We start from the raw sequence: 19800 nt of genomic DNA on the forward strand, positions 1-19800 counted from the left end.
GGCGCCCCGTCGGGGTGCCACGCGGGATCCGTACGAGGACGCGGGACGGCTCGGGGCAAGAAGCGGCACCGCCCCGGCCCGCCCCGCGTACGGACCCGCACGCGGGCACGCGAAGAGGCCGGAGCCCCTTGGCGTCCGGCCTCTTCGGTCTTACGGCAGGCGCTGATCAGCCACGCAGGGCCTGGACCGCGGCCTCCAGCCGCTTGCCGTAGTCCTCGTCCGCCTTGCGGAAGTTCTCGATCGCGCGCTGGGCGATGTCGTCGCGCGAGACCTTCGAGATGAAGCCCGCCAGGTTGTTGATCAGGCGCTCCTTCTCGTCCTCCGACATCAGGCGGTACAGGTTGCCGGCCTGCACGAAGTCGTTGTCCTCGGCGTGCGAGGGCGCCTCGTGCTCACCGGTGTAGCCGGTCACCGCGGCGGGCTGCCACAGGGCCTTGCCGGTCTGGACGGGGCCGGCGAAGCTGTTCGGCTCGTAGTTCTTGGCCTTGCCGTGGCGGCCGTCGTACATGTAGCCGTCCCGGCCGTAGGTGCGCGCCTCGGTGGCGTGCGGGCGGTTCACCGGCAGGTGGTCGGCGTTGATGCCGACGCGGTAGCGGTGCGCGTCCGCGTAGGCGAACAGGCGGCCCTGGAGCATCTTGTCGGGGGACGGGCCGATGCCCGGCACGAAGTGGTGCGGGGAGAAGATCGACTGCTCGACCTCGGCGAAGATGTTCTCCGGGTTGCGGTTGAGCTCCAGCTTGCCGACCTCGATCAGCGGGTAGTCCGCGTGCGGCCAGACCTTGGTCAGGTCGAACGGGTTGAAGCGGTAGTTCGCCGCCTCCGCCGCCGGCATGACCTGGACGCTGACGGTCCAGGACGGGAACTCGCCGCGCTCGATGGCCTCGCGCAGGTCGCGCTGGTGGCTGTCCGGGTCCTCACCGGCGAGCTTGTTGGCCTCTTCCTGGGTGAGGTTCTTGATGCCCTGGTCGGTCTTGAAGTGGTACTTGACCCAGAAGACCTCGCCCGCCTCGTTGCTCCACTGGAAGGTGTGCGAGCCGAAGCCGTCCATGTGACGGTAGGAGGCCGGGATGCCGCGGTCACCGAACAGCCAGGTCACCTGGTGGGTGGACTCGGGCGACAGGCCCCAGAAGTCCCAGACGTTGTCCGCCTCCTGCGAGCCGGTGTACGGGTCGCGCTTCTGGGTGTGGATGAAGTCGGGGAACTTGATGGCGTCCTTGATGAAGAACACCGGGGTGTTGTTGCCGACGAGGTCGTAGTTGCCCTCTTCGGTGTAGAACTTCACCGCGAAGCCGCGCGGGTCACGCACTGCGTCCGCCGCGCCGAGGTTGCCCGCGACGGTGGAGAAGCGCAGGAAGACCTCGGTCTCCTTGCCGATCTCCGAGAGGAACTTGGCGCGGGTGTACTTCGTGACGTCCGCGGTCACGGTGAAGGTGCCGTACGCGCCGGCGCCGCGGGCGTGGACCACACGCTCCGGGATGCGCTCGCGGTTGAAGTGCGCGAGCTTCTCGATGAGCAGCTGGTCCTGGATCAGACCGGGGCCGCCTATGCCGGCCGTCTCGCTGTTCTGGTTGTCCGCGACCGGAGCCCCGGCCTCCGTGGTCAGCGGTCCGGTGGTGCTCTCTACCGACACAGTGCGCCTCCTGAGTGATCTGCCTGCCCTTGGCTTGCGCCGCAGCCGATCCTACATTGGACAATGTCTAAGTCAAGAAGCTCCCGAATTTCTTACCTGATCCGGTGATGGACACACCGCTGCTACCCTTGTTCCTTATCTGACTGATAGGTGATTGGCATGAGTGACCTGCTGGAACGACTCCGGGGACGCGGCTGGCGGCTGACCGCGCAGCGACGCGTCGTCGCCGAGGTGCTCGACGGGGACCACGTCCACTACACCGCCGACGAGGTGCACGCCCGGGCCACGGAACGACTCCCCGAGATCTCGCGCGCCACCGTCTACAACACCCTGGGCGAGCTGGTGTCCCTGGGCGAGGTGATCGAGGTCAGCACGGACGGGCGGGCGAAACGTTACGACCCCAACGCCCACCACGATCACCAGCACCTGATCTGCTCCCGGTGCGGCACCATCCGCGACGTCCACCTTGAGGGCAACCCCATGGCCGCGCTCCCGGAACCGGAACGCTTCGGCTTCCAGGTCTCCGAGGTCACGGTCACCTACCGGGGCATCTGCCCGACCTGCGCCCAGGCCGACTGACCCCGGGCCGGCCGGCTTCCGCGTCGACCGCCCACAAGACGGCCCGGCCGCCCACAAGGCAGGCCGACCGCCCACAAAGACGGCCGGACCCCGCACGGTCTGCCCGTCACGCCCCAGACAGCGCACGCGCCAGGCGCACCCACCGGCGCGCGTCGTTCCGTCGCGCCCTCTTCCGTGCCGCACCCTCCCGTACGGGCCTTGCGCGCCCCTCGACGAGACGCACACCCCACCCGTCGCCCCAGCTTGTCGAAACGTACGCGAAAAACACCGAAGGCCCGGATTCGTCACGTAAACGAATCCGGGCCTTCGGTGTTCAGTAGCGGGGACAGGATTTGAACCTGCGACCTCTGGGTTATGAGCCCAGCGAGCTACCGAGCTGCTCCACCCCGCGTCGGTATGCCCCAACACTAACCCCAGGCCGCCGACCCGCGCAAATCACCGTGCGTCGCGCCCAGGCCAGTGCTCGCGACCCGCCCCTTACGCGCTCAGTTCCTCCTGGAGGGCCGCCCGCAGCCGGGCCGCGCGCTCCGCCACCTCGGGCGGCCCGCACTCCACGGCCCGCGCGCACCACCGGTGCCCCTCGGCGAGCGCGCCCCGCCGGGCGGCGAGCAGCGCCAGGCGCAGCGCGGCGCGCCCGTGCCCGTTCTCCGCGGCCCGGGTCCACCACAGCGCGGCCTCCGGAAGGCTGCCCTCACGAGCCAGCAGCAGCCCGAGGTTGAACGCCCCGTTGCGGCTGCCCGCCTCGGCCGCGGCGCGGTACCAGCTCGCGGCCTCCCACGCGTCCCCGCGCGCCGCCGCGAACATGCCGACCCGCACCTGGGCGCGGCGGTGCCCCTGCCGTGCCGCCCGCTCGTACCACCGGGTGCTCTCCTCGTCCCGCTCCCCCGCCGACCCGCGGTCCAGCAGGTCGGCGAGCCGGAAGGCGGCCTCCGCGCTGCCGCCCTCGGCCGCGCACCGCAGGTGGCGCTCGGCGGCCTCGGTGTCGCCGTCCCTCAGGTGCGCGATGGCCACCTGGAGGGCCGCCTCGGTGTGCCCGGCCTCGGCGGCGCGCTCGTACCACCGCTGCGCCAGCCGCTCCTCACCGCGCCCGGCGTGCAGGATGCCGAGGTTGAACGCCGCGTCCACGCTGCCCGCCTCGGCGGCCTTGGAGAACCACGGTTCGGCTCCGGCCGCGTCACCGCGCTGGAGCAGCAGCACGGCGAGCGCGTTGGCGGCCTCGCGGTGCCCCGCGTAGGCGGCCCGGCGGTACCACTGCTCGCCGCGCCCGGCCCGGCCCTGCTCGGCGCAGAGCAGCCCGATGTTGTAGGCGCCGTTCACGTCGCCGGCCTCCAGGGCGACCCGGTACCAGCGCTCGGCGGTCTGTGTCTCGCCGCGGTCGGCGTGCAGCGCGCCGAGCGCGTTGGCGGCGTTGCCGTCGCCGTCCTGGGCGGCGCGCCGCCACCATTCGGCCGCGCTGTCCTCGTCCCCGGCGTCCCGCAGCAGGAAGCCCAGCGCGCAGGCGGCGCGCGCCTCCCCGCTCTTGGCGGCGCACAGGTACCAGTGCGCCGCCTCCTTCGTGTCGCCGCGCTCCTCCAGGAGCGTGCCCAGGTGGAGGGCGGCGCGGCGGTGGCCGCGCGCGGCGGCCTGCCGGTACCACTGCTCGGCCTCGGCCTGCGGCTCACCGCTCGCGGCCTTGGCCTCTTCTGGGGCGGCGCGCCCGCCGAGGGTGTGCGGGCCGCGGTCGCCCTTCGTCGCGCGCTCCTCCAGGATGCGGGCCAGCCGGTAGGCGGCCTCCCGGTGGCCGCGCTCGGCGGCGGCCCGGAACCACCGCTCGGCGCCCACGTCCCCCCGGTGCTCCAGCAGGTCGGCGAGCGCGTACGCGCCCAGGTAGTGGCCGGACTCGGCGGACTGGCGCAGCCAGTATTCGGCGGCGGGCTCGTCGCCCCGTTCGCGGTAGTGCCGCCCCAGGGCGTGCGCCGCGGCGGCGGAGCCAGCCACGGCGGCGATCCGCCACCATCCGGCGGCCTCGTCGGCGTAGCCCCGCTGGTGGAGGAGGACGCCGAGGTTGTTGGCGGCGGCCCGGTCGCCGGCGGCGGTGGCGGAGCGCAGGTGGGGCTCGGCGCCGTCCAGGTCTCCGCGGCGCAGCAGCAGCGCGCCCAGCACGCTCATGGCGGCGGTGTCCCCGGCTTCGGCGGCGCGGCGGTGTCCGGACTCGATGACGGCGTCGGACGCGTCCGCCGCGTCGGCGACCTCCATGGCGTCCATCGCGTCCAGCGGCACGTCGTTTCCCTGCCCGCCATCGGGCGCGTGCGCCAACGTACCTGTCTCCAACAACCTCGCCTTGTCCCCCATAAGGGCCATCGTCGCACCACCCGTAACCCGGGTACACCTCGTATACCGCAGCCAGTGAGGTCACTACAGCGTTTTGTCGACTTCCCGACACAGAGACACGCCAAACCCTCGCTCTCCGGTTCCGCTCCGTGCCGGCGCGCCCTCGGGAACGGCCCGTACGGCGCCCGCGACAGCGACCACACATCCGCGCACACCACGCCCACCGGGGGCACACACCACGAGCATGCGCGTACGCAGCGTATACAAACACGCACGGTGCGTACACATCCGTAAGCATGACGAAGGCCCGGATCCTGTAGCGGATCCGGGCCTTCGTCTTTTCAGTAGCGGGGACAGGATTTGAACCTGCGACCTCTGGGTTATGAGCCCAGCGAGCTACCGAGCTGCTCCACCCCGCGTCGTTGTATTTCAACCCTACCACGACGCGGGACGGGGCCCGGCCTCAGCGGCCGGGCCGTGGCTCAGCCGCCCTGTTGGCCGTCCTTCTGGTTCCCCTTGTCGGCGTTCTTTCCGTCGGTGTTCTTGCCGTCGGCGTTCTTGCCGTCGCCGGAACCCGGCCCGGAAGCGGCCTTCTTCTCCGCCTCGATGGCCCGGTCGAGCGCCTCCTCGATCTTCTTCTGGGCGTCGCCGAACGCGCCCCAGTCGCCGGACCGGCGGGCCTGCTCGCCCTCCTCGATGGCCTTCTTGGCCTCGTCCAGCGCGTCCTGGACGCTCTGCTGATCGCCGATCGACGGCGGGCGGCCCGTGTCGCCGCCGGTGGCCGGCGGCTTCTTGCCGGTGTCCGCCGCCTTGCTGTCGAAGACCACGTCCAGCGCCTCCTCAAGGCTGTCCCGCAGCACCGGCTTGCTGTCGCCGTAGCTGACGAGCACCTTCTTCAGGAGCGGGTAGTCGGTGCCGGCGCCGCGCAGGAAGACCGGTTCGACGTACAGCAGGCCGCCGTCCAGGGGGACAGTGAGCAGGTTGCCGTACTCGATCTCCGAGTCGCCCAGCTTCTTGAGGACGTTGAGTTCGTCGGCGATCGTCGGATCGGAGTTGAACTTGGACTGCACGAGCTGCGGACCCGGCACCGGCGTCTGGGACGGCAGTTTCAGGATGCGGATCTTGCCGTAGTCCGGACTCTTGGCGTCCGCGTCGACGGCCATGAAGGCGCCGAGGTTGTCGCGCTTGTTGGGCGTGAAGGTGGTCGTCAGCGAGAAGGTCTGCTTCTCCTGGTCCGGCATCTTCATGCTCAGGTAGTACGGCGGCACCGAATTGCCCGACTTGTTCGTCGGGTCGTTCGGGATCTGCCAGCGCTCGCTGCCGGTGTAGAACGTACCCGGGTCCTTGACGTGGTACGTCGTCAGGAGCTGGCGCTGCACCTTGAACAGGTCCTGCGGGTAGCGCAGGTGGGCCATCAGCGAGTCGCTGATCGCGCTGCGCTTCTCGACGGTGCTGGGAAAGGACTTCATCCAGGTCTTCAGGACCGGGTCCTTGGTGTCCCACTGGTAGAGCTTGACGGTGCCGTCGTACGCGTCGACCGTCGCCTTGACCGAGTTGCGGATGTAGTTGACCTGGTTCTGCTGGGCCACGACCGCGCGCTGACCGTTGGTGAGCGAGTCGGCGGTGGTGTCGCCGAGCGTGGTGCGCGAGGCGTACGGGTAGCCGTTGCTGGTCGTGTACGCGTCCACGATCCACTGGATGCGGCCGTCGACGACCGCCGGGTAGGCGTCGCCATCGATGGTCAGCCACGGCGCGACGGCCTCGACGCGCTCCTTGGGCGTGCGGTTGTACAGGATCCGCGAGCCCTCGCCGATCGCGCCGGAGTACAGGATCTGCGGCTCGCCGAAGGCCACCGCGTACGCGGCGCGGTTGAACGGGTTGGCGAGGTTGACCCCGCTCTTGCCCTTGTAGCTGTAGCTCTTCTCGCCGGTGTCGTCGGAGTAGTCCAGCTCCTTCTGCGGCCCGCCCACGATGGAGTACTGCGTGGTCTTCTCGCCGTAGTAGACGCGCTGCTCGTACTTCCCGAGCTGGCCCTCCGACGGCAGGTCGCTCTCGCTGTACTTCGGGCCGCCGCCGTCGGCGGTCTCGGTGCCCTTGGCCGCGACCGCGCCGTAGCCGTGGGTGTACTTGAAGTGGTCGTTGATCCAGTTCCGCTCGGGGATGCCGGCGATGTTCAGCTCGCGCAGACCGATGACGGTGTCCTGCTCCTTTCCGTCCTTGTCCTTGTAGCGGTCGACGTCAAGGGTGGAGGGGAACTGGTAGTAGCCGCGGACCTGCTGCTGTTGCTGGAAGGCCGGCGAGACCACGTTCGGGTCCAGCAGCCGCATGCTCGCGGTGGTGTCGGCGTTGTCCCGCAGCTTGTCGCGGTCCGCCTTCGACGTGGGCTTGTAGTCGCCCTTGTAGCCCGTCACGGCCGACTCGCCGATGTCGTACGCGTCGCGGGTGGCCTTGATGTTCTGCTTGATGTACGGCGCTTCCTTGGCCTGCTCGTTCGGCTGGACCTGGAACTTCTGCACGATCGCCGGGTACAGGCCGCCGATGAGGATCGCGGAGAGCACCATCAGGCCGAACCCGATCACGGGCAGCTGCCACGTACGGCGCCAGAGGGTGGCGAAGAAGAGCACCGCGCAGATGGCGGCGATGAAGAACAGGATCGTCTTCGCCGGCAGGTAGGCGTTGGCGTCGACGTAGCGCAGGCCCGTCCAGCCGTCGGCCGACTTCAGGCCGCTGGACTTCACGGCGAGGCCGTACCGGTCGAGCCAGTACGCGACGGCCTTGAGCGTCACGAACAGGCCCAGCAGGACGGACAGGTGCCCGGTGGCGGCGGCGGTGGCCCGCGAACCGGGGCTGGTCAGCCGCAGCCCGCCGTACAGGTAGTGCGTCAGCGCCGCCGCGATCAGGCACAGCACCGCGCAGGCGAACCCGAAGCTCAGCAGGAAGCGGTACCAGGGCAGGTCGAAGGCGTAGAACGAGACGTCCTTGCCGAACTGCGGGTCCGTCTTGCCGAACGGCACGCCGTTCACCCACTGGAGCCACGTGCGCCACTGCCCGGAGGCGGAGGCGCCCGCGATCAGGCCCACCAGGGCCGTGACGGCGATCAGCACCCACTTCTTGAAGGGCGCGATGCCCATCCGGTAGCGGTCCAGGTTCTGCTGTTCCGAGGACATCGCGCTGAGCGGTGGCCGCAGCCGGTGCGCCAGCCAGATGTTGATCCCCACCGCCAGGGCCATCAGCAGGCCGAAGGCGGCGAACAGTCCGATCTTGGTCCACAGGGTGGTGGTGAAGACCGAGGAGAAGTTCACCGAGCGGTACCAGAGCCAGTCGGTCCAGAACCCGGCGAACATGACGAAGAGCATGGCCAGCACCGCCAGCACGCCCACTGTCATGAGCAGGGTCCGGATCCGCCGGGACGGTCGGCCGACTCTGATCCGTGGCCCTGTCGGGCCTCCGCCGCGGTCCGGCATCTGGAAAGCCAAGGTGCGCACCTCGAAGTTCGCTGTCGTGTATGCGGGCCCGGCGATAGTAGGACCCACTGTTGCAACTTACTAAGGCTTTACTCGGTTCCCGATTTCCGGGGTGGACAAGGCACGATGTTGGACATGACCAACCTCCCCCTTGACGGCGGCACCCCGCTCGCCGCCGACCCCCTGACCCGCGCCGTGCTGGAGATCGACGAGTACGCCTCCGGACTCGGCTGGGACCAGCCCGCCCGTCTGTTCGCCCTCGTCGACTCGGCCAAGCTCCGCGCCCAGGAGCCGGCGCTCGCCGAACAGCTCGGCATCGACGACTCCGCCACCACTTCCCTGACCCCCATCGAGCAGGACGAGGTCCCCGCCGACGTCCCGCTGGACGAGTTCCTCGCCACCATCGCCTGGCCCGACCCGGTCATCGGGTGCGCGCTCACCGTGGAGCGCCTGATGCTGCCGCCGTCCGCCGAGGACTCCGTACCGGAGGACCTCGACGAGGAGCGGCTCGCCAAGTGGGTCGCCGAGCACCCGGACCGCCAGGAGGTCCGGATGACGGTGGCGGTGCTGCGGACCGGGGCGCGCGAGTCGGCGCTGCGGCTGCGCGAGAAGGACTCCGCCTCCGAGGTGCTGACCGGGGCCGCGCTGGTCCCGGGGCTGGCGGACGCGCTGGCGGCGACGTTCGAGGGGTGAGGGGCTGGGGGGGCTCGGGGCGTTTGAAGCGCTTGAGCCGTTTTGGGTGCTTTCGGCCCTGAGAGTCCGGGGGGCCTTGCAGGCGGCGCGGGCCTTGCATCCCTTGTGGGCCCTGAGGGCCGGTCCGTCCGCGTTGGGGGGCGCGGCGGGCTTGCGCCCGGTCGGGCTCGGGGGCTCGGGGCGGGCTTGGGCCGGTTCCGGGGGCTCGGGACGGCTGGGGCTCGTCGGCTGGGCGCGGGCTCGGGCGGGCCTGAGACCGGCTGCGGACGAGCCTGGTGCCTGGGCGGCTTCGGCCGTCCGCGGTCGGTGCCTCGGGAGGCTTCGGCCGCCCGGGACCGGTGGCCCACCTCACGCCGGCGCGACCGTACACAACGTCGCTTCGGCGCGCGCGGTCCTCGTCAGGAGCGGCCCGTGGCGCAGCTCGGCAGGTGGGCCGTGTCGCCCTTGCGGATCTTTTCGAGGGCCTTCATCGCGTCGTCGATGGTGCGCACCTTGACCAGCCGCAGGCCGTCCGGGGTCTCCTTCGACGCGGTGGTGCAGTTGTCCTCCGGCGTGAGGAAGAACTCCGCCCCCTTGGCACGCGCGGCGACCGTCTTCATCGAGATGCCGCCGATCGGGCCGACCTTGCCGTTCTCGTCGATCGTCCCCGTACCGGCCACGAACTTGCCGCCCGTCAGGTCCTCGGGGGTGATCTTGTCGACGATCCCGAGCGCGAACATCAGGCCGGCGCTGGGACCGCCGACGTCGGCGAGCTTGATGTCGATCGAGAACGGAAAAATGTGATCGATACCGGCCTGAATGCCGACGATGGCCCGTCCCTTCGGCCCCGACGCGGTGCTGAGTGAGATCTCCTTCTCGCCGCCCTCGGGCCGTTTGCCCTTCTTCTCGGCCGCCGCGGCGTCCTTCGCCGGAATGATTGTGAAGCGCACCTTCTCGCCGGCCTTGTGCTTGGTGACCAGTTCGGCCACCTCGCCGTGGTTCTTGACCGGCGTGCCGTCGACGGCCTTGATCACGTCACCGGCGTGCAGCTTCCCGTCGGCCGGCTTGCCCTTCACGACGGACGCCACGACCGTCTGCGTCTGGACCGGGATGTCCAGCGCCTTGAGGGCGGCCACCTTGGCGCTCTCCTGGGACTGGCTGAACTCCTCGGCGTTCTCCTGGTCGGCCTGCTCCGGGGTCTGGTCCTGCGGGTAGAGCGTGCGCTGCGGAACGACGGCGTTGTCCCTGGTCAGCCAGCCGTACACCGCCTCGAAGAGGTTCATCTTGTACTGCGGGCCGGTCACCCGGACCGTCGTCATGTTGAGGTGCCCGGTGGTCGGGTAGGTCTCGTGGCCCGAGATCTGGAGCACCGGTTCGCCGTCGTGGTCCCCGAGCGTGTTGACCGTCGGCCCCGGCGACATCTCCCCGTAGGGGACGGGGATGAGCACTCCGGCGCAGAGCAGCGCGATCAACATGAGGGTCGAGGCGAGCAGCGTCGCGGTGCGGCGTGGCATGGAACGACAGTACGGGACCGGTCCGACAAGCGAATCGCGGGGCCGCCCGTACGGGCGTGCGGTCAGGCGGCGCCGGTGAGAAGCGTGGCCGACTGGTCAGGCGGCGGTCCTCGCGGGAGGGGGCCGGCTCGTCAGGCGACGGTCCTCACGGGACGGACCCGCTGGTCAGGCGGCGTCGGAGCCGGAACGCTCCTTCTCCATGGCCTCGCGGAAACGGGCGTAACCCGCCAGCTCCGCGACATCGCCGGCCTTGCGGTTGCGCGTCGCCCAGGTACTCCAGATCGCCGCGGCGATGACGGCGAGCACCGGGATCAGCAGCCAGAGAAGAGCACCCACAGCGGCCCTCCCGATCCTTTTCGCGCAACCGCACCGACGGATAAGCAGATTAACCACTCAACAGCACAACGCCCGCGACAGGGGCCGGTTACGCCACCGGCGCGTCGCGCAGCCGTTGGTGAGACGCGCCGGTGAGCCGGAAGGTTCCTTCCCTATGGCGGAGCCCGCGGGGGACGGGCGGGGCGCTCGCCCTCGTCGCTCGGGCACCGTCCCAAAGGCCGGAGGGCTCAGGCCCCCACCCACTCCTCCGAGCCGTCGGAGAACGTCTGGTGCTTCCAGATCGGCACCTCGTGCTTGAGGTCGTCGATCAGGCGGCGGCAGGCGGCGAAGGCCTCGGCCCGGTGCGGGCAGGAGACGGCGACCACGACGGCCAGGTCGCCGATCGTCAGGTCACCCACGCGGTGGACGGCGGCCAGCGCGCGGACCGGGAAGTCGGCCACCACCCTTTCGGCCACCCGCCGCAGCTCGGCTTCGACGGAGGGGTGCGCGGAGTAGCCGAGCCCGTCCACGTCGGCTCCGCCGTCATGGGACCGGACCGTGCCGACGAACAGGGCCGTGCCGCCCGCGGCGCCGTCCCTGACGGCCGCGAACACCTCGTCGACGGACAGGGGCGTCTCCCGGACGGCCAGGAGGCGGATCGGGTCGGCGGCGGCCCGCTCCCCGGGGTGGTCGGGAGCGGGGCGCGGCGGGTGGGCCGGGCCCGTGGCGGGCTGCTCGTCGGTGCGGGGGGCGCGTGGCTGGGGGGCATGCGTGCCGGACATGCGGACCATCGTGCCCCACCTGGGGCGTTCCGCGGAATGGCCGTTCCACCGGACGTGCCGGGGTTTCGTATGGAGGCTCGTACAGCGTCGGCGCGGGGCGGTTCCTCGGGCCGCCGGGGGGCGGGCGCCTCCGGCAGCGGCGCCCGAGGAGGTGAGCGTGCGGCGCTACGGGGGCCGGGAGCGGGGCCCGGTCGGCAGGCCAGGATGTATCGGGGGCGGCAGGGCGCGGGAGGCGGTGGAGGGCACGGCGCGCACGGCCTGCGATGCAGCGCACGGATGCGTCCGCGCCCGCGCGCGTCCCGGCGCGCGCACTACCCGAGCGCGGGAGCGCGAGCCGGCCCGCTCGCAGGAACGCTCCCCTCCCAGACCCGCACGCGCTCCCGGGCCCGCAACCGCCCCGGCGGCGTCAGATGCGCCGCCGTGCCTTGCGGGCGCGGCGGACCAGGGCGGCGGTGCCCAGCAGGGCGACCGTGGCACCGGCGGCGCCCGCCGCGGTGGCGTCCTTGCGGCCCAGACGGCGGCCCGCGAGCGTGTGGCGGCCCGCGACCTCCTCCAGCAGCTCGGCCAGCACCTCCTCGTTCGTCCACCGGGGGCGCCAGCCCGCCGCGTGCAGGCGGCTGCCGCTGACCACCCAGGGGTGCATCGTGTAGGCGAGGTCCCCGGCGGGCGAGGGCGTCAGGCCGATCCGGTGCAGCCGTGCGGCGGCGCCCAGGGCGACCGAGGACGGCAGCTCCATGCGCCGGATGCCGCTCAGCTCCTCGATCTCCTCCTGCTCCAGCCAGCCGTCGCAGCCCACCGCCAGCTCGCCCTCGACCTTCTCCAGGGCCGCGTACTCCAGGGCGCCGACCAGGTCCTCGACGTGGCAGAACTGCCAGGTCGGCCGGGAGCCCGCCACCACCAGGAGACGCGGGGACTCGAAGTACCGGGTCAGCGCGGTGTCGGTGCCGCCCACCAGGACGGCGGGGCGCAGGACGGTGACGTTCAGGCCGGGGTGCGCGCGGGGCGCGCGGCGGGCCAGGCGCTCGATCTCCAGGAGGTCGCCGACCCCGGTGGCGTCGGGGGTGGCGCGCAGCTCGGCGTCCTCGGCCAGCGGCACGTCGTTGTCGGGCAGCGCCCCGTAGACCATGGCGGAGGTGCACAGCACGACGCGGTGGACGCCGGCCGCCGCGGCGGCCGTGAGCACCGTCTGCGTACCGCGCACGTTGTACGCCGTACGGGCCGCGGCGTCGGTCTCCAGGTCGAGGTCGACCGCCAGGTGGACGACGACGTCGGCGCCGCGCAGTTTGTCGGCGATGGCCGGATCCCGCACGTCGAGGACGTGCCAGTGCGCCTCGGCGGCCTCCCCGCGCCGTTCGTCGATGGCCACCACCCGCTTGACCTCGTCGGACGCGGCCAGCGCCCGGGTCAGCAGGGCACCGACCCCGGAAGCGGCGCCGGTGACCGCGACGACGGGCCGTCGCAGCCCCGTCACGGGGGCGTCACCTGCCGTTCCGGCTGCTTTCTCGGTCGTTGCCGCAACGTTTCGCGCTGCGCGAACGGACGGATCTGGGGAACTCACCGGGCGTCTCCAGCGGTTGTCTTCAGTACGAACGCGTACTGACACGTACGTACCAGGTGGCGTCCATCCTGCCGCAGGCACCATGACAGCGGAGCACCGAGCCCCGAAGCCGCGCGGGGTGTCTAGGCTGGAAGGAGTTGTCGGGCAGCCGCCGTCGGCCCCGGGCCGGCGGCCCTACGAGCCGAGGAAACCCGTGAGTGATACCCCATTTGGATTCGGCCTTCCGCCGGAGGAGCCGGAGGACGGCGACAACGGCAAGCAGAAGGGCGGCCAGGGAGGTAGCCAGGGCCCCGCGAACCCGTTCGGGTTCGGCGGCGGGAGCGGTGGCGCGGACAATCCGTTCGCGGCGCTCTTCGGCGGCATGGGCGGCCTTGGTGGCGAGATGAACCCTGGCGACCTGGGCGCCGCCTTCCAGAAGCTCGGCCAGATGCTCTCGTACGAGGGCGGGCCGGTGAACTGGGACATGGCCAAGGACATCGCCCGCCAGACCGTGGCCCAGGGCGCCGAGGACGGCAGCAAGGACGCGAGCGTGTCGCCGGGCGAGCGGGCGGCCGTCCAGGAGGCGGTCCGCCTGGCCGACCTGTGGCTGGACGGTGTGACCTCGCTCCCCTCGGGCGCGCACACGGTCGTGGCGTGGAGCCGGGCGGAGTGGGTCGAGGAGACCCTGCCGGTCTGGAAGGAACTGGTGGACCCGGTCGCCGAGCGCGTCGGCATGGCGATGGGCGACGTCCTGCCCCAGGAGATGCAGGCCATGGCGGGCCCGCTGCTGGGGATGATGCGCTCCATGGGCGGCGCGATGTTCGGCACCCAGATCGGGCAGGCGCTGGGCGTCCTAGGCGGCGAGGTCGTCGGTTCCACGGACGTCGGGCTGCCCCTGGGCCCGGCGGGCAAGGCCGCGCTGCTTCCGGGCAACGTGGCGAACTTCGGCAAGGGCCTGGGCATCCCCCTGGACGAGGTGCGCCTCTACCTGGCGCTGCGCGAGGCCGCCCACCAGCGGCTCTTCGCCCACGTGCCGTGGCTGCGCTCGCACCTGTTCGGCGCGGTGGAGGGCTACGCCCGCGGCATCAAGGTGGACACCACCAAGCTGGAGGACGTGGTCGGCCAGTTCGACCCGCAGAACCCCGAGGAGCTGCAGAGCGCGCTCCAGCAGGGCATGTTCCAGCCCGAGGACAGCCCGGAGCAGAAGGCCGCGCTGGCCCGCCTGGAGACGGCGCTTGCGCTGGTCGAGGGCTGGGTGGACGCGGTCGTGCACGCCGCCGCCGCGCCGCACCTGCCGTCGGCGGACGCGCTGCGCGAGACGCTGCGGCGCCGCCGGGCGACCGGTGGCCCGGCCGAGCAGACGTTCGCCACCCTGATCGGCCTGGAGCTGCGCCCGCGGCGCCTGCGGGACGCCGCGCGCCTGTGGGCCTCCCTGACGGACGCCCGGGGCCTGGAGGGCCGCGACGGCCTGTGGGAGCACCCGGACATGCTGCCGACCGCCCAGGACCTGGACGACCCCGACGGCTTCGTGCACCGCGAGCACCTGGACTTCTCCGAGCTGGACAAGATGCTCGGCGAGGCCGCGAGCGGCAAGGGGCCGGACCTGAAGAAGCCGGAGCAGCCCTCCGGTGACGACCGGCCGGGCCGGGAGCCCGGGACGTCCGACGGCGAGGGCGACGACGGCAAGTGAGCCTGCACGACGACGCGACGCGGACCCTGAAGGAGTGGTCCGCGCCGTCCACCGATCAGGAAGACCTGCGGCTGACCTACCTGGACCACCTCGCCGCCCATACGGACGGCGTGTGGCGGTCGTGTGCGGACGGCCACATCACGGCGAGCGCCCTGGTGATCGACCCGGTCGGCGAGCGGGTGCTGCTCACGCTGCACCGCAAGCTGAGGATGTGGCTCCAGATGGGCGGCCACTGCGAGCCGGCGGACGGCACGCTGGCGGACGCCGCGCTGCGCGAGGCCCGCGAGGAGTCCGGCATCGCCCGCGGGCTGACGCTGCTGCCGGGCGGGCCGGTGCGCCTGGACCGGCACCTGACGCCGTGCGCCTGGCACCTGGACGTCCAGTACGCGGCGGTGGTCCCCGAGGGCGCCGAGCCGGTGATCAGCGAGGAGTCGCTGGACCTGCGCTGGTTCGGTTACGACGAGGTGGCGGAGGTCGCCGACACTTCGGTGGTCCGCCTCATGGAACGCACCCGGGCGCTGCTGTAGGAACCCGCTTCGAGAGCCTTCCAACGGCTTGGGGCGGCTGCTGTCGGGCCCTCGGAAGCCGTACGCCCTGCCCCGCGAGGCACCGGCGCCCCCTGACGTGCGGATGCCCGTGGCCCATCGGACCACGGGCATCCGTCTGCCGGCGCTCGTCCGCCGGTCACTCCGTGCGGGCGGCCGGGACGTGGGGCAGCCGCTCGGCGGCGACCACTCCCTCCAGGTAGCCGCGCGCCCGCTCCGTGCGGGGGTAGGCGTCCAGCAGCCGCCAGAAGCGCGGGCCGTGCCCCGGCACGAGGAGATGCGCGAGTTCGTGCAGGAGCACGTAGTCGATGACGTACTCCGGCATGCCCTGAAGGCGGTGCGAGAGGCGGATACTGCCTTCGGCCGGGGTGCAGGAGCCCCACCGGGTGTTCTGATTGGTGACCCAGCGCACCGAGGCGGGGCGCGCCCGGCCGTCCAGGTACTGCCCCGACAGACGCTCCGCGCGCTCGGCCAGATCGCTGTCCCCCAGCATCCGCCGGCTCTCCTGGGCCGCGAGCTTGTCCAGCATGACCGTCACCCAGCGCCGTTCCTCGGCCTCGGACATCCGGGCCGGGATCAGGACGACGGTGCGATCGCCCTCGCGGTAGGCGGAGACCGTCCGGCGGCGCCGTGAACTCCGGCGCACCTCGACCGCGCTCGTTCCGGAGCCGTGGGCGGGCGGGCTCGGAGCGCTCCTGCGGGTCGTGTCTGCGGCACGGTGCAGTGGGTCGGCGGGCACGCCCCGACGTTACCTGTTGGCAGGGCGTGAAGTCCCGCCCGGAAAAGGTTCCGTGATCGGAACACTCCCTGACACGCCAGGGCGTGCAGAACTTGTACGACTATCGCTGTCCACCTGTGGACAACTTTCGGCGGAGTCACGCCGCCGCGGGCATGCTGAAAACCGTCCCGCCGCGAGCGGTGGGACGGGCGGGGAGGGACGGACCAATGATCGACGGGGGGGCGGATGTCGTGCATCCGATGCTCAAGCCCGCGCTGCGGCGCGGCTGGCGGGACCGGCACACCGTGCGGTTCGGGGTGGCTCCGGCACACGCGGTGGTGCTGGGGCCGGTCGACACGGCGACCGGCAGTTTTCTGGAGCTGATCGACGGTACGCGCAGCGTGCGGCAGTTGGAGGAGGAGGCCCGGGCACTGGATCTGACGGCCGCGCAGGCGCGGGGCGTGGTGGCCCGGCTGGGGGACGCCGGGCTGCTGGAAGCCCCCGCGGCCGGGGGAGCCGGGGCCGAGACCGTGCGGGCGGACGAGGCGGCCTTCGGCCGGCTGCGCCCGGATCTGGCCTCACTCTCCGTGCAGCATTCCGAGCCGGCGGGCGCATTGGAGCGCATGGGAGCGCGCAAGGCCATGCGCGCGCGGGTGCGGGGCGCCGGCAGGGTGGGCTCCGCGGTCGCGGCCCTGCTCTCCACGGCGGGGATCGGCAACGTCGAAGTGCTGGACGGCGGCCGGGTCGAGCCGTGGGACGTCCTCCCGGCCGGCCTCGGCCCGGATCAGGTCGGGGAACGCCGCGATGTGGCCGCGCGGCGGCTGGTGCACCGCTTCTCCCCCTGGACCCGCCGCTCCCGCCCCACGCCGGGCGGCCCGGCGTCCTCCGGCGAGCCGGGCACCTCGCTGGTCGTCCTCACACCGCGCGACGGCCTCGCCGCCTACGCACCCGATCCCCTGCTGACGGAGCCGCTCCTGCTGTCCGGCATTCCCCACCTGTACGCGGGCGTCATCGAGAACACGGGAGTGGTGGGTCCCCTGGTGCTGCCGGGCACCTCGGCGTGCGCCCGCTGCTGGGAGCTGCGGCGCACGGACGAGGAAGCGGCCTGGCCCCGCTTGCTGGCGCAATGGCGTTCGGGGCGCGGCTCACCGGCCGTCCCGGCATGCGATGCCGCGCTGGCCACGGTGGTCGCCGGGCTCGCCGCCGCGCAGGCGCTGGCCTTCCTGGACGGGCGGCTGCCGCCTTGCACGGGCGCGCGCATGGAGTTCACCTTCTGCTCCACCGACTGGACCACGCGCCCGATCGCGCCACACCCGGAATGCGCTTGTGGTGCCGCGACCCCGCCCACGACCGAGGATTCCTCGGATATTCGCCCTCGACAGGCAACAATGACGGAGTAACCCCGGTTGGGGACAGTGTGAGTTGGAGGAGCGCATGTCTGATCTTCCCCGCAAGGCGGTGACCCGCACCGCCAAGCTGGCCGCGCTGCCACTGGGGTTCGCCGGCCGCGCCACCTGGGGGCTCGGCAAACGGATCGGCGGCCGGTCGGCGGAGATCGTCGGCCGGGAACTGCAGCAACGCACGGCCGAACAGCTCTTCCGGGTGCTCGGGGAGCTCAAGGGCGGAGCGATGAAGTTCGGGCAGGCGCTGTCCGTCTTCGAGTCGGCGCTGCCCGAGGAAATCGCCGGTCCGTACCGCGCCGCGCTGACCAAGTTGCAGGAAGCCGCCCCGCCCATGCCGACCAGCACCGTCCACGCGGTGCTCGCGGAGCGGCTCGGCGCCGACTGGCGCGACCTGTTCGAGGACTTCGACGACAAACCGTCCGCGGCGGCCTCCATCGGGCAGGTGCACCGGGCCGTGTGGCACGACGGCCGCGAGGTCGCCGTGAAGGTGCAGTATCCGGGAGCGGGCGCCGCGCTGCTCTCCGATCTGACGCAGTTGAGCAGGTTCGCCCGACTGCTCGGCCCTCTGATCCCGGGCATGGACATCAAGCCGCTGATCTCCGAGCTGCGCGACCGGGTCTCCGAGGAACTGGACTACGGCCTGGAGGCCCAGGCCCAGCAGGCACACGCCGAGGAATTCGCCGACGACCCGGACGTCCTGGTTCCCGCGGTCGTCCACCAGAGCGAGCAGGTCCTGGTGACGGAGTGGATGGACGGCGTCCCGCTGTCCGAGGTGATCGCCGACGGCACCCAGGAGGAGCGGGACCGGGCCGGGCAGTTGCTGGCCCGCTTCCTCTTCTCCGGCACCGCCCGCACGGGCCTGCTGCACGCCGACCCGCACCCGGGCAACTTCCGGCTGCTCACCGGGGACGCCCCGGACGGCCCGCCCGAGAAATGGCGGCTGGGCGTGCTGGACTTCGGCACGGTGGACCGCCTCCCCGACGGCCTGCCGCCGACGATCGGCACGGCCCTGCGGATGACGCTGGAAGGCGAAGCCGAGGCCGTCTACGACCACCTGTGCGCGGAGGGCTTCGTCAAAGAGTCGATCGAGCTGGATCCGGACGCGGTGCTGGACTACCTCCTGCCGATCATCGAGCCCGCGCGAGCGCCGGAGTTCACCTTCACGCGGGGGTGGATGCGCGCCCAGGGGGCCCGGATCGCCGACCCCCGCTCCCCCGCCCACCAACTGGGCCGGCAGCTCAACCTGCCCCCGTCCTACCTCCTGATACACCGTGTGACGCTCAGCACCATCGGCGTCCTGTGCCAGTTGGGCGCGACGGTACGGCTGCGGGACGAATTGGAGGCATGGGTACCGGGCTTCACCGCCGAGGCGAGAGATCTGGACGGCGCGGAGAGCGCCACTGATCCGGCGGACACGGCGCAGGAGGACGCTGCCGAAGGCACCCCGGCCTGAAGCCCGTGACGACCGGGGGCGGTCCGCCCGAAGGTGCCGGCCGGGCGGCCGGTACCTTCGGCGGCCGTCCCGTCACCACCACGCCGAGTCCAGGCGCCCCTCGATGGAGCGGATGTTCTCCCGGGCGCATCTGTCACAGAAGTAGCGGCGTACGCCGCCCTCCACCGAACAGGTCCAGGTGACGGCCTCGCCTTCGGCGGTCGCACCGCAGCGGGTACACACCGTCCTCGTCCGGGCCTGCCGGACGGTGCGGGCCGAACCGTTCTCGCGGCTCGGCCGGGTGGTCAACTCCGTGTGTTTGCGGGGTTTGTGGTCCACCCGTAGACGATAGCCCCACGGAACGGCGAAGCGGGACACAACGCAACAGAACCCTGCCGCGGCACCACCGCGTGCGCTCCACCCCAACGGGGCGCGGGGCCCGCCCTGTTGGACGGACCCCGCGGAAAGAAACGGCCGGTGGGCCGGGAGCAGTGCCGGGAAGGGGACGGTTACTGCATCACGGCGAGGGCCAGGGCGCGGCGGGCGCGGAGCGACGCGCGTTCGGCGCGGCGCTGCATCCGCCGGGCGCGGCTGAACCGCACGGCCCGGCGGTCCGCCTCGGCCTGCCTGAGGCGTTCATGTATATGCGCGCGCGCCAGGGCTTCTGGGATGAGTTGCATTTCACGGATCCTGTTCTGACGTGCCTCAAGGACGTCCGAGTGGGTGGGGGCGGTGGCTTCGGTGTGGAAGGGGTTCATCGTCGGGTCCTGCTTCTGGGGGTCCCTCTGGGAGGGACGGTCGATCGTTCCTGTGCGTGCGGTGTTCATGCCGTGACCGGGTTCTTGCGCGGACGGCCACGGGGGCGCTTGCGGGCCACGACGACGCCCTGGACGAAGAGCTCGCCACCCCAGACGCCCCACGGCTCACGGCGGTCCTTGGCGCCGGCGAGGCAGGACTCGCGCACCGGACAGGTCTGGCACAGCGACTTGGCGTACTCGACGTCGGCCGGGGACTCGGCGAAGAAGACTTCCGGGTCGTAGGTGCGACACGGGACAGCGGCGCCGAGGCGGTCGATCTGGTTGTCGAGCTCGGTGAGGGGCAACAAGGAGTTCTCCTGGAGGTCGGGCGGAGGAATCAGGTCGGTGGCGACGGACGGGGTGCGCGTCTGGAGCTGCACGGCGGTGTGTTCCTCGTCTGTTCGGCCCGGCT

At 71.8% G+C, this 19800-nt stretch carries 17 protein-coding genes and 2 tRNA genes; 6 read left to right on the plus strand and 13 right to left on the minus strand.

The genetic code is table 11. The features are described from left to right. Positions 1-166: 166 nt before the first annotated feature. On the minus strand, positions 167-1630 hold the full coding sequence (locus ABZX96_RS30495) for a catalase (protein WP_355550615.1): 1464 nt from the start codon (positions 1628-1630) through the stop codon (positions 167-169). Between the two features lie 159 nt (positions 1631-1789). Between ABZX96_RS30495 and ABZX96_RS30500 the strand changes: the two genes are divergently transcribed. Next, the gene (locus tag ABZX96_RS30500) at positions 1790-2209 is read left to right on the plus strand and encodes a Fur family transcriptional regulator (protein ID WP_355550617.1); all 420 of its coding nucleotides are present in this window, start codon (positions 1790-1792) and stop codon (positions 2207-2209) included. Between the two features lie 317 nt (positions 2210-2526). Here the strand turns inward: ABZX96_RS30500 and ABZX96_RS30505 are convergent. The 4 genes from ABZX96_RS30505 to ABZX96_RS30520 form a co-directional block, all read right to left on the minus strand. Continuing rightward, positions 2527-2600, minus strand: a tRNA-Met gene (locus ABZX96_RS30505). Between the two features lie 86 nt (positions 2601-2686). Next, positions 2687-4549, minus strand: a complete 1863-nt coding sequence (locus ABZX96_RS30510; protein ID WP_355550619.1) for a sel1 repeat family protein — start codon at positions 4547-4549, stop codon at positions 2687-2689. Positions 4550-4864: 315 nt separating this feature from the next. Continuing rightward, positions 4865-4938: transfer RNA gene (locus ABZX96_RS30515), tRNA-Met, on the minus strand. Positions 4939-5001: 63 nt separating this feature from the next. Then, positions 5002-7983: a UPF0182 family protein gene (locus ABZX96_RS30520; RefSeq protein ID WP_355550674.1), complete on the minus strand. Its 2982-nt coding sequence runs from the start codon at positions 7981-7983 to the stop codon at positions 5002-5004. Positions 7984-8118: 135 nt separating this feature from the next. Here ABZX96_RS30520 and ABZX96_RS30525 point away from each other — a divergent pair, with 135 nt between their 5' ends. Then, positions 8119-8676: a PPA1309 family protein gene (locus ABZX96_RS30525; protein ID WP_355550621.1), complete on the plus strand. Its 558-nt coding sequence runs from the start codon at positions 8119-8121 to the stop codon at positions 8674-8676. 398 nt (positions 8677-9074) lie between these two features. Here ABZX96_RS30525 and ABZX96_RS30530 read toward each other — a convergent pair whose 3' ends face one another. From ABZX96_RS30530 to ABZX96_RS30545, 4 genes are all read right to left on the minus strand, one after another. After that, positions 9075-10169, minus strand: a complete 1095-nt coding sequence (locus ABZX96_RS30530; protein ID WP_355550622.1) for a PDZ domain-containing protein — start codon at positions 10167-10169, stop codon at positions 9075-9077. 165 nt (positions 10170-10334) lie between these two features. Continuing rightward, entirely contained in the window at positions 10335-10505 is a 171-nt protein-coding gene (locus ABZX96_RS30535; RefSeq protein ID WP_355550624.1) for a hypothetical protein, read from the minus strand. A 227-nt stretch (positions 10506-10732) separates the two neighbouring features. Then, on the minus strand, positions 10733-11266 hold the full coding sequence (locus ABZX96_RS30540; RefSeq protein WP_355550626.1) for a molybdenum cofactor biosynthesis protein MoaE: 534 nt from the start codon (positions 11264-11266) through the stop codon (positions 10733-10735). Positions 11267-11672: 406 nt separating this feature from the next. Beyond that, positions 11673-12824, minus strand: coding sequence for an SDR family oxidoreductase (locus ABZX96_RS30545; RefSeq protein ID WP_355550627.1), 1152 nt, complete (start codon positions 12822-12824; stop codon positions 11673-11675). A gap of 193 nt (positions 12825-13017) precedes the next feature. Between ABZX96_RS30545 and ABZX96_RS30550 the strand changes: the two genes are divergently transcribed. Beyond that, positions 13018-14493, plus strand: coding sequence for a zinc-dependent metalloprotease (locus ABZX96_RS30550; protein WP_355550628.1), 1476 nt, complete (start codon positions 13018-13020; stop codon positions 14491-14493). Further along, positions 14490-15020, plus strand: a complete 531-nt coding sequence (locus ABZX96_RS30555; protein WP_355550630.1) for an NUDIX hydrolase — start codon at positions 14490-14492, stop codon at positions 15018-15020. Before ABZX96_RS30550 ends, ABZX96_RS30555 begins: the two co-directional genes overlap by 4 nt. Positions 15021-15177: 157 nt before the next feature. Here the strand turns inward: ABZX96_RS30555 and ABZX96_RS30560 are convergent, their stop codons facing one another. Then, positions 15178-15777, minus strand: a complete 600-nt coding sequence (locus ABZX96_RS30560; RefSeq protein WP_355550632.1) for a M48 family metallopeptidase — start codon at positions 15775-15777, stop codon at positions 15178-15180. Positions 15778-16016: 239 nt separating this feature from the next. Between ABZX96_RS30560 and ABZX96_RS30565 the strand changes: the two genes are divergently transcribed. Both ABZX96_RS30565 and ABZX96_RS30570 read left to right on the plus strand, forming a co-directional pair. Continuing rightward, positions 16017-17156 (plus strand): TOMM precursor leader peptide-binding protein, encoded by a 1140-nt coding sequence (locus tag ABZX96_RS30565; RefSeq protein WP_355550675.1) that lies wholly within the window; start codon positions 16017-16019, stop codon positions 17154-17156. 34 nt (positions 17157-17190) lie between these two features. Beyond that, a complete protein-coding gene (locus tag ABZX96_RS30570; protein WP_355550634.1) occupies positions 17191-18612 on the plus strand; it encodes an AarF/ABC1/UbiB kinase family protein in 1422 nt (473 codons plus the stop codon). A 72-nt stretch (positions 18613-18684) separates the two neighbouring features. Here ABZX96_RS30570 and ABZX96_RS30575 read toward each other — a convergent pair whose 3' ends face one another. The 3 genes from ABZX96_RS30575 to ABZX96_RS30585 form a co-directional block, all read right to left on the minus strand. Next, on the minus strand, positions 18685-18930 hold the full coding sequence (locus tag ABZX96_RS30575) for a hypothetical protein (RefSeq protein WP_355550636.1): 246 nt from the start codon (positions 18928-18930) through the stop codon (positions 18685-18687). Positions 18931-19100: 170 nt separating this feature from the next. Beyond that, on the minus strand, positions 19101-19418 hold the full coding sequence (locus ABZX96_RS30580) for a hypothetical protein (RefSeq protein WP_355550637.1): 318 nt from the start codon (positions 19416-19418) through the stop codon (positions 19101-19103). Next, on the minus strand, positions 19415-19768 hold the full coding sequence (locus ABZX96_RS30585) for a WhiB family transcriptional regulator (protein WP_355550639.1): 354 nt from the start codon (positions 19766-19768) through the stop codon (positions 19415-19417). The genes ABZX96_RS30580 and ABZX96_RS30585 overlap by 4 nt, the downstream gene beginning before the upstream one ends. Between the last annotated feature and the right edge of the window lie 32 nt (positions 19769-19800).

Source organism: Streptomyces sp. NPDC003077 (assembly GCF_040611095.1).
Classification (GTDB): Bacteria; Actinomycetota; Actinomycetes; order Streptomycetales; family Streptomycetaceae; genus Streptomyces.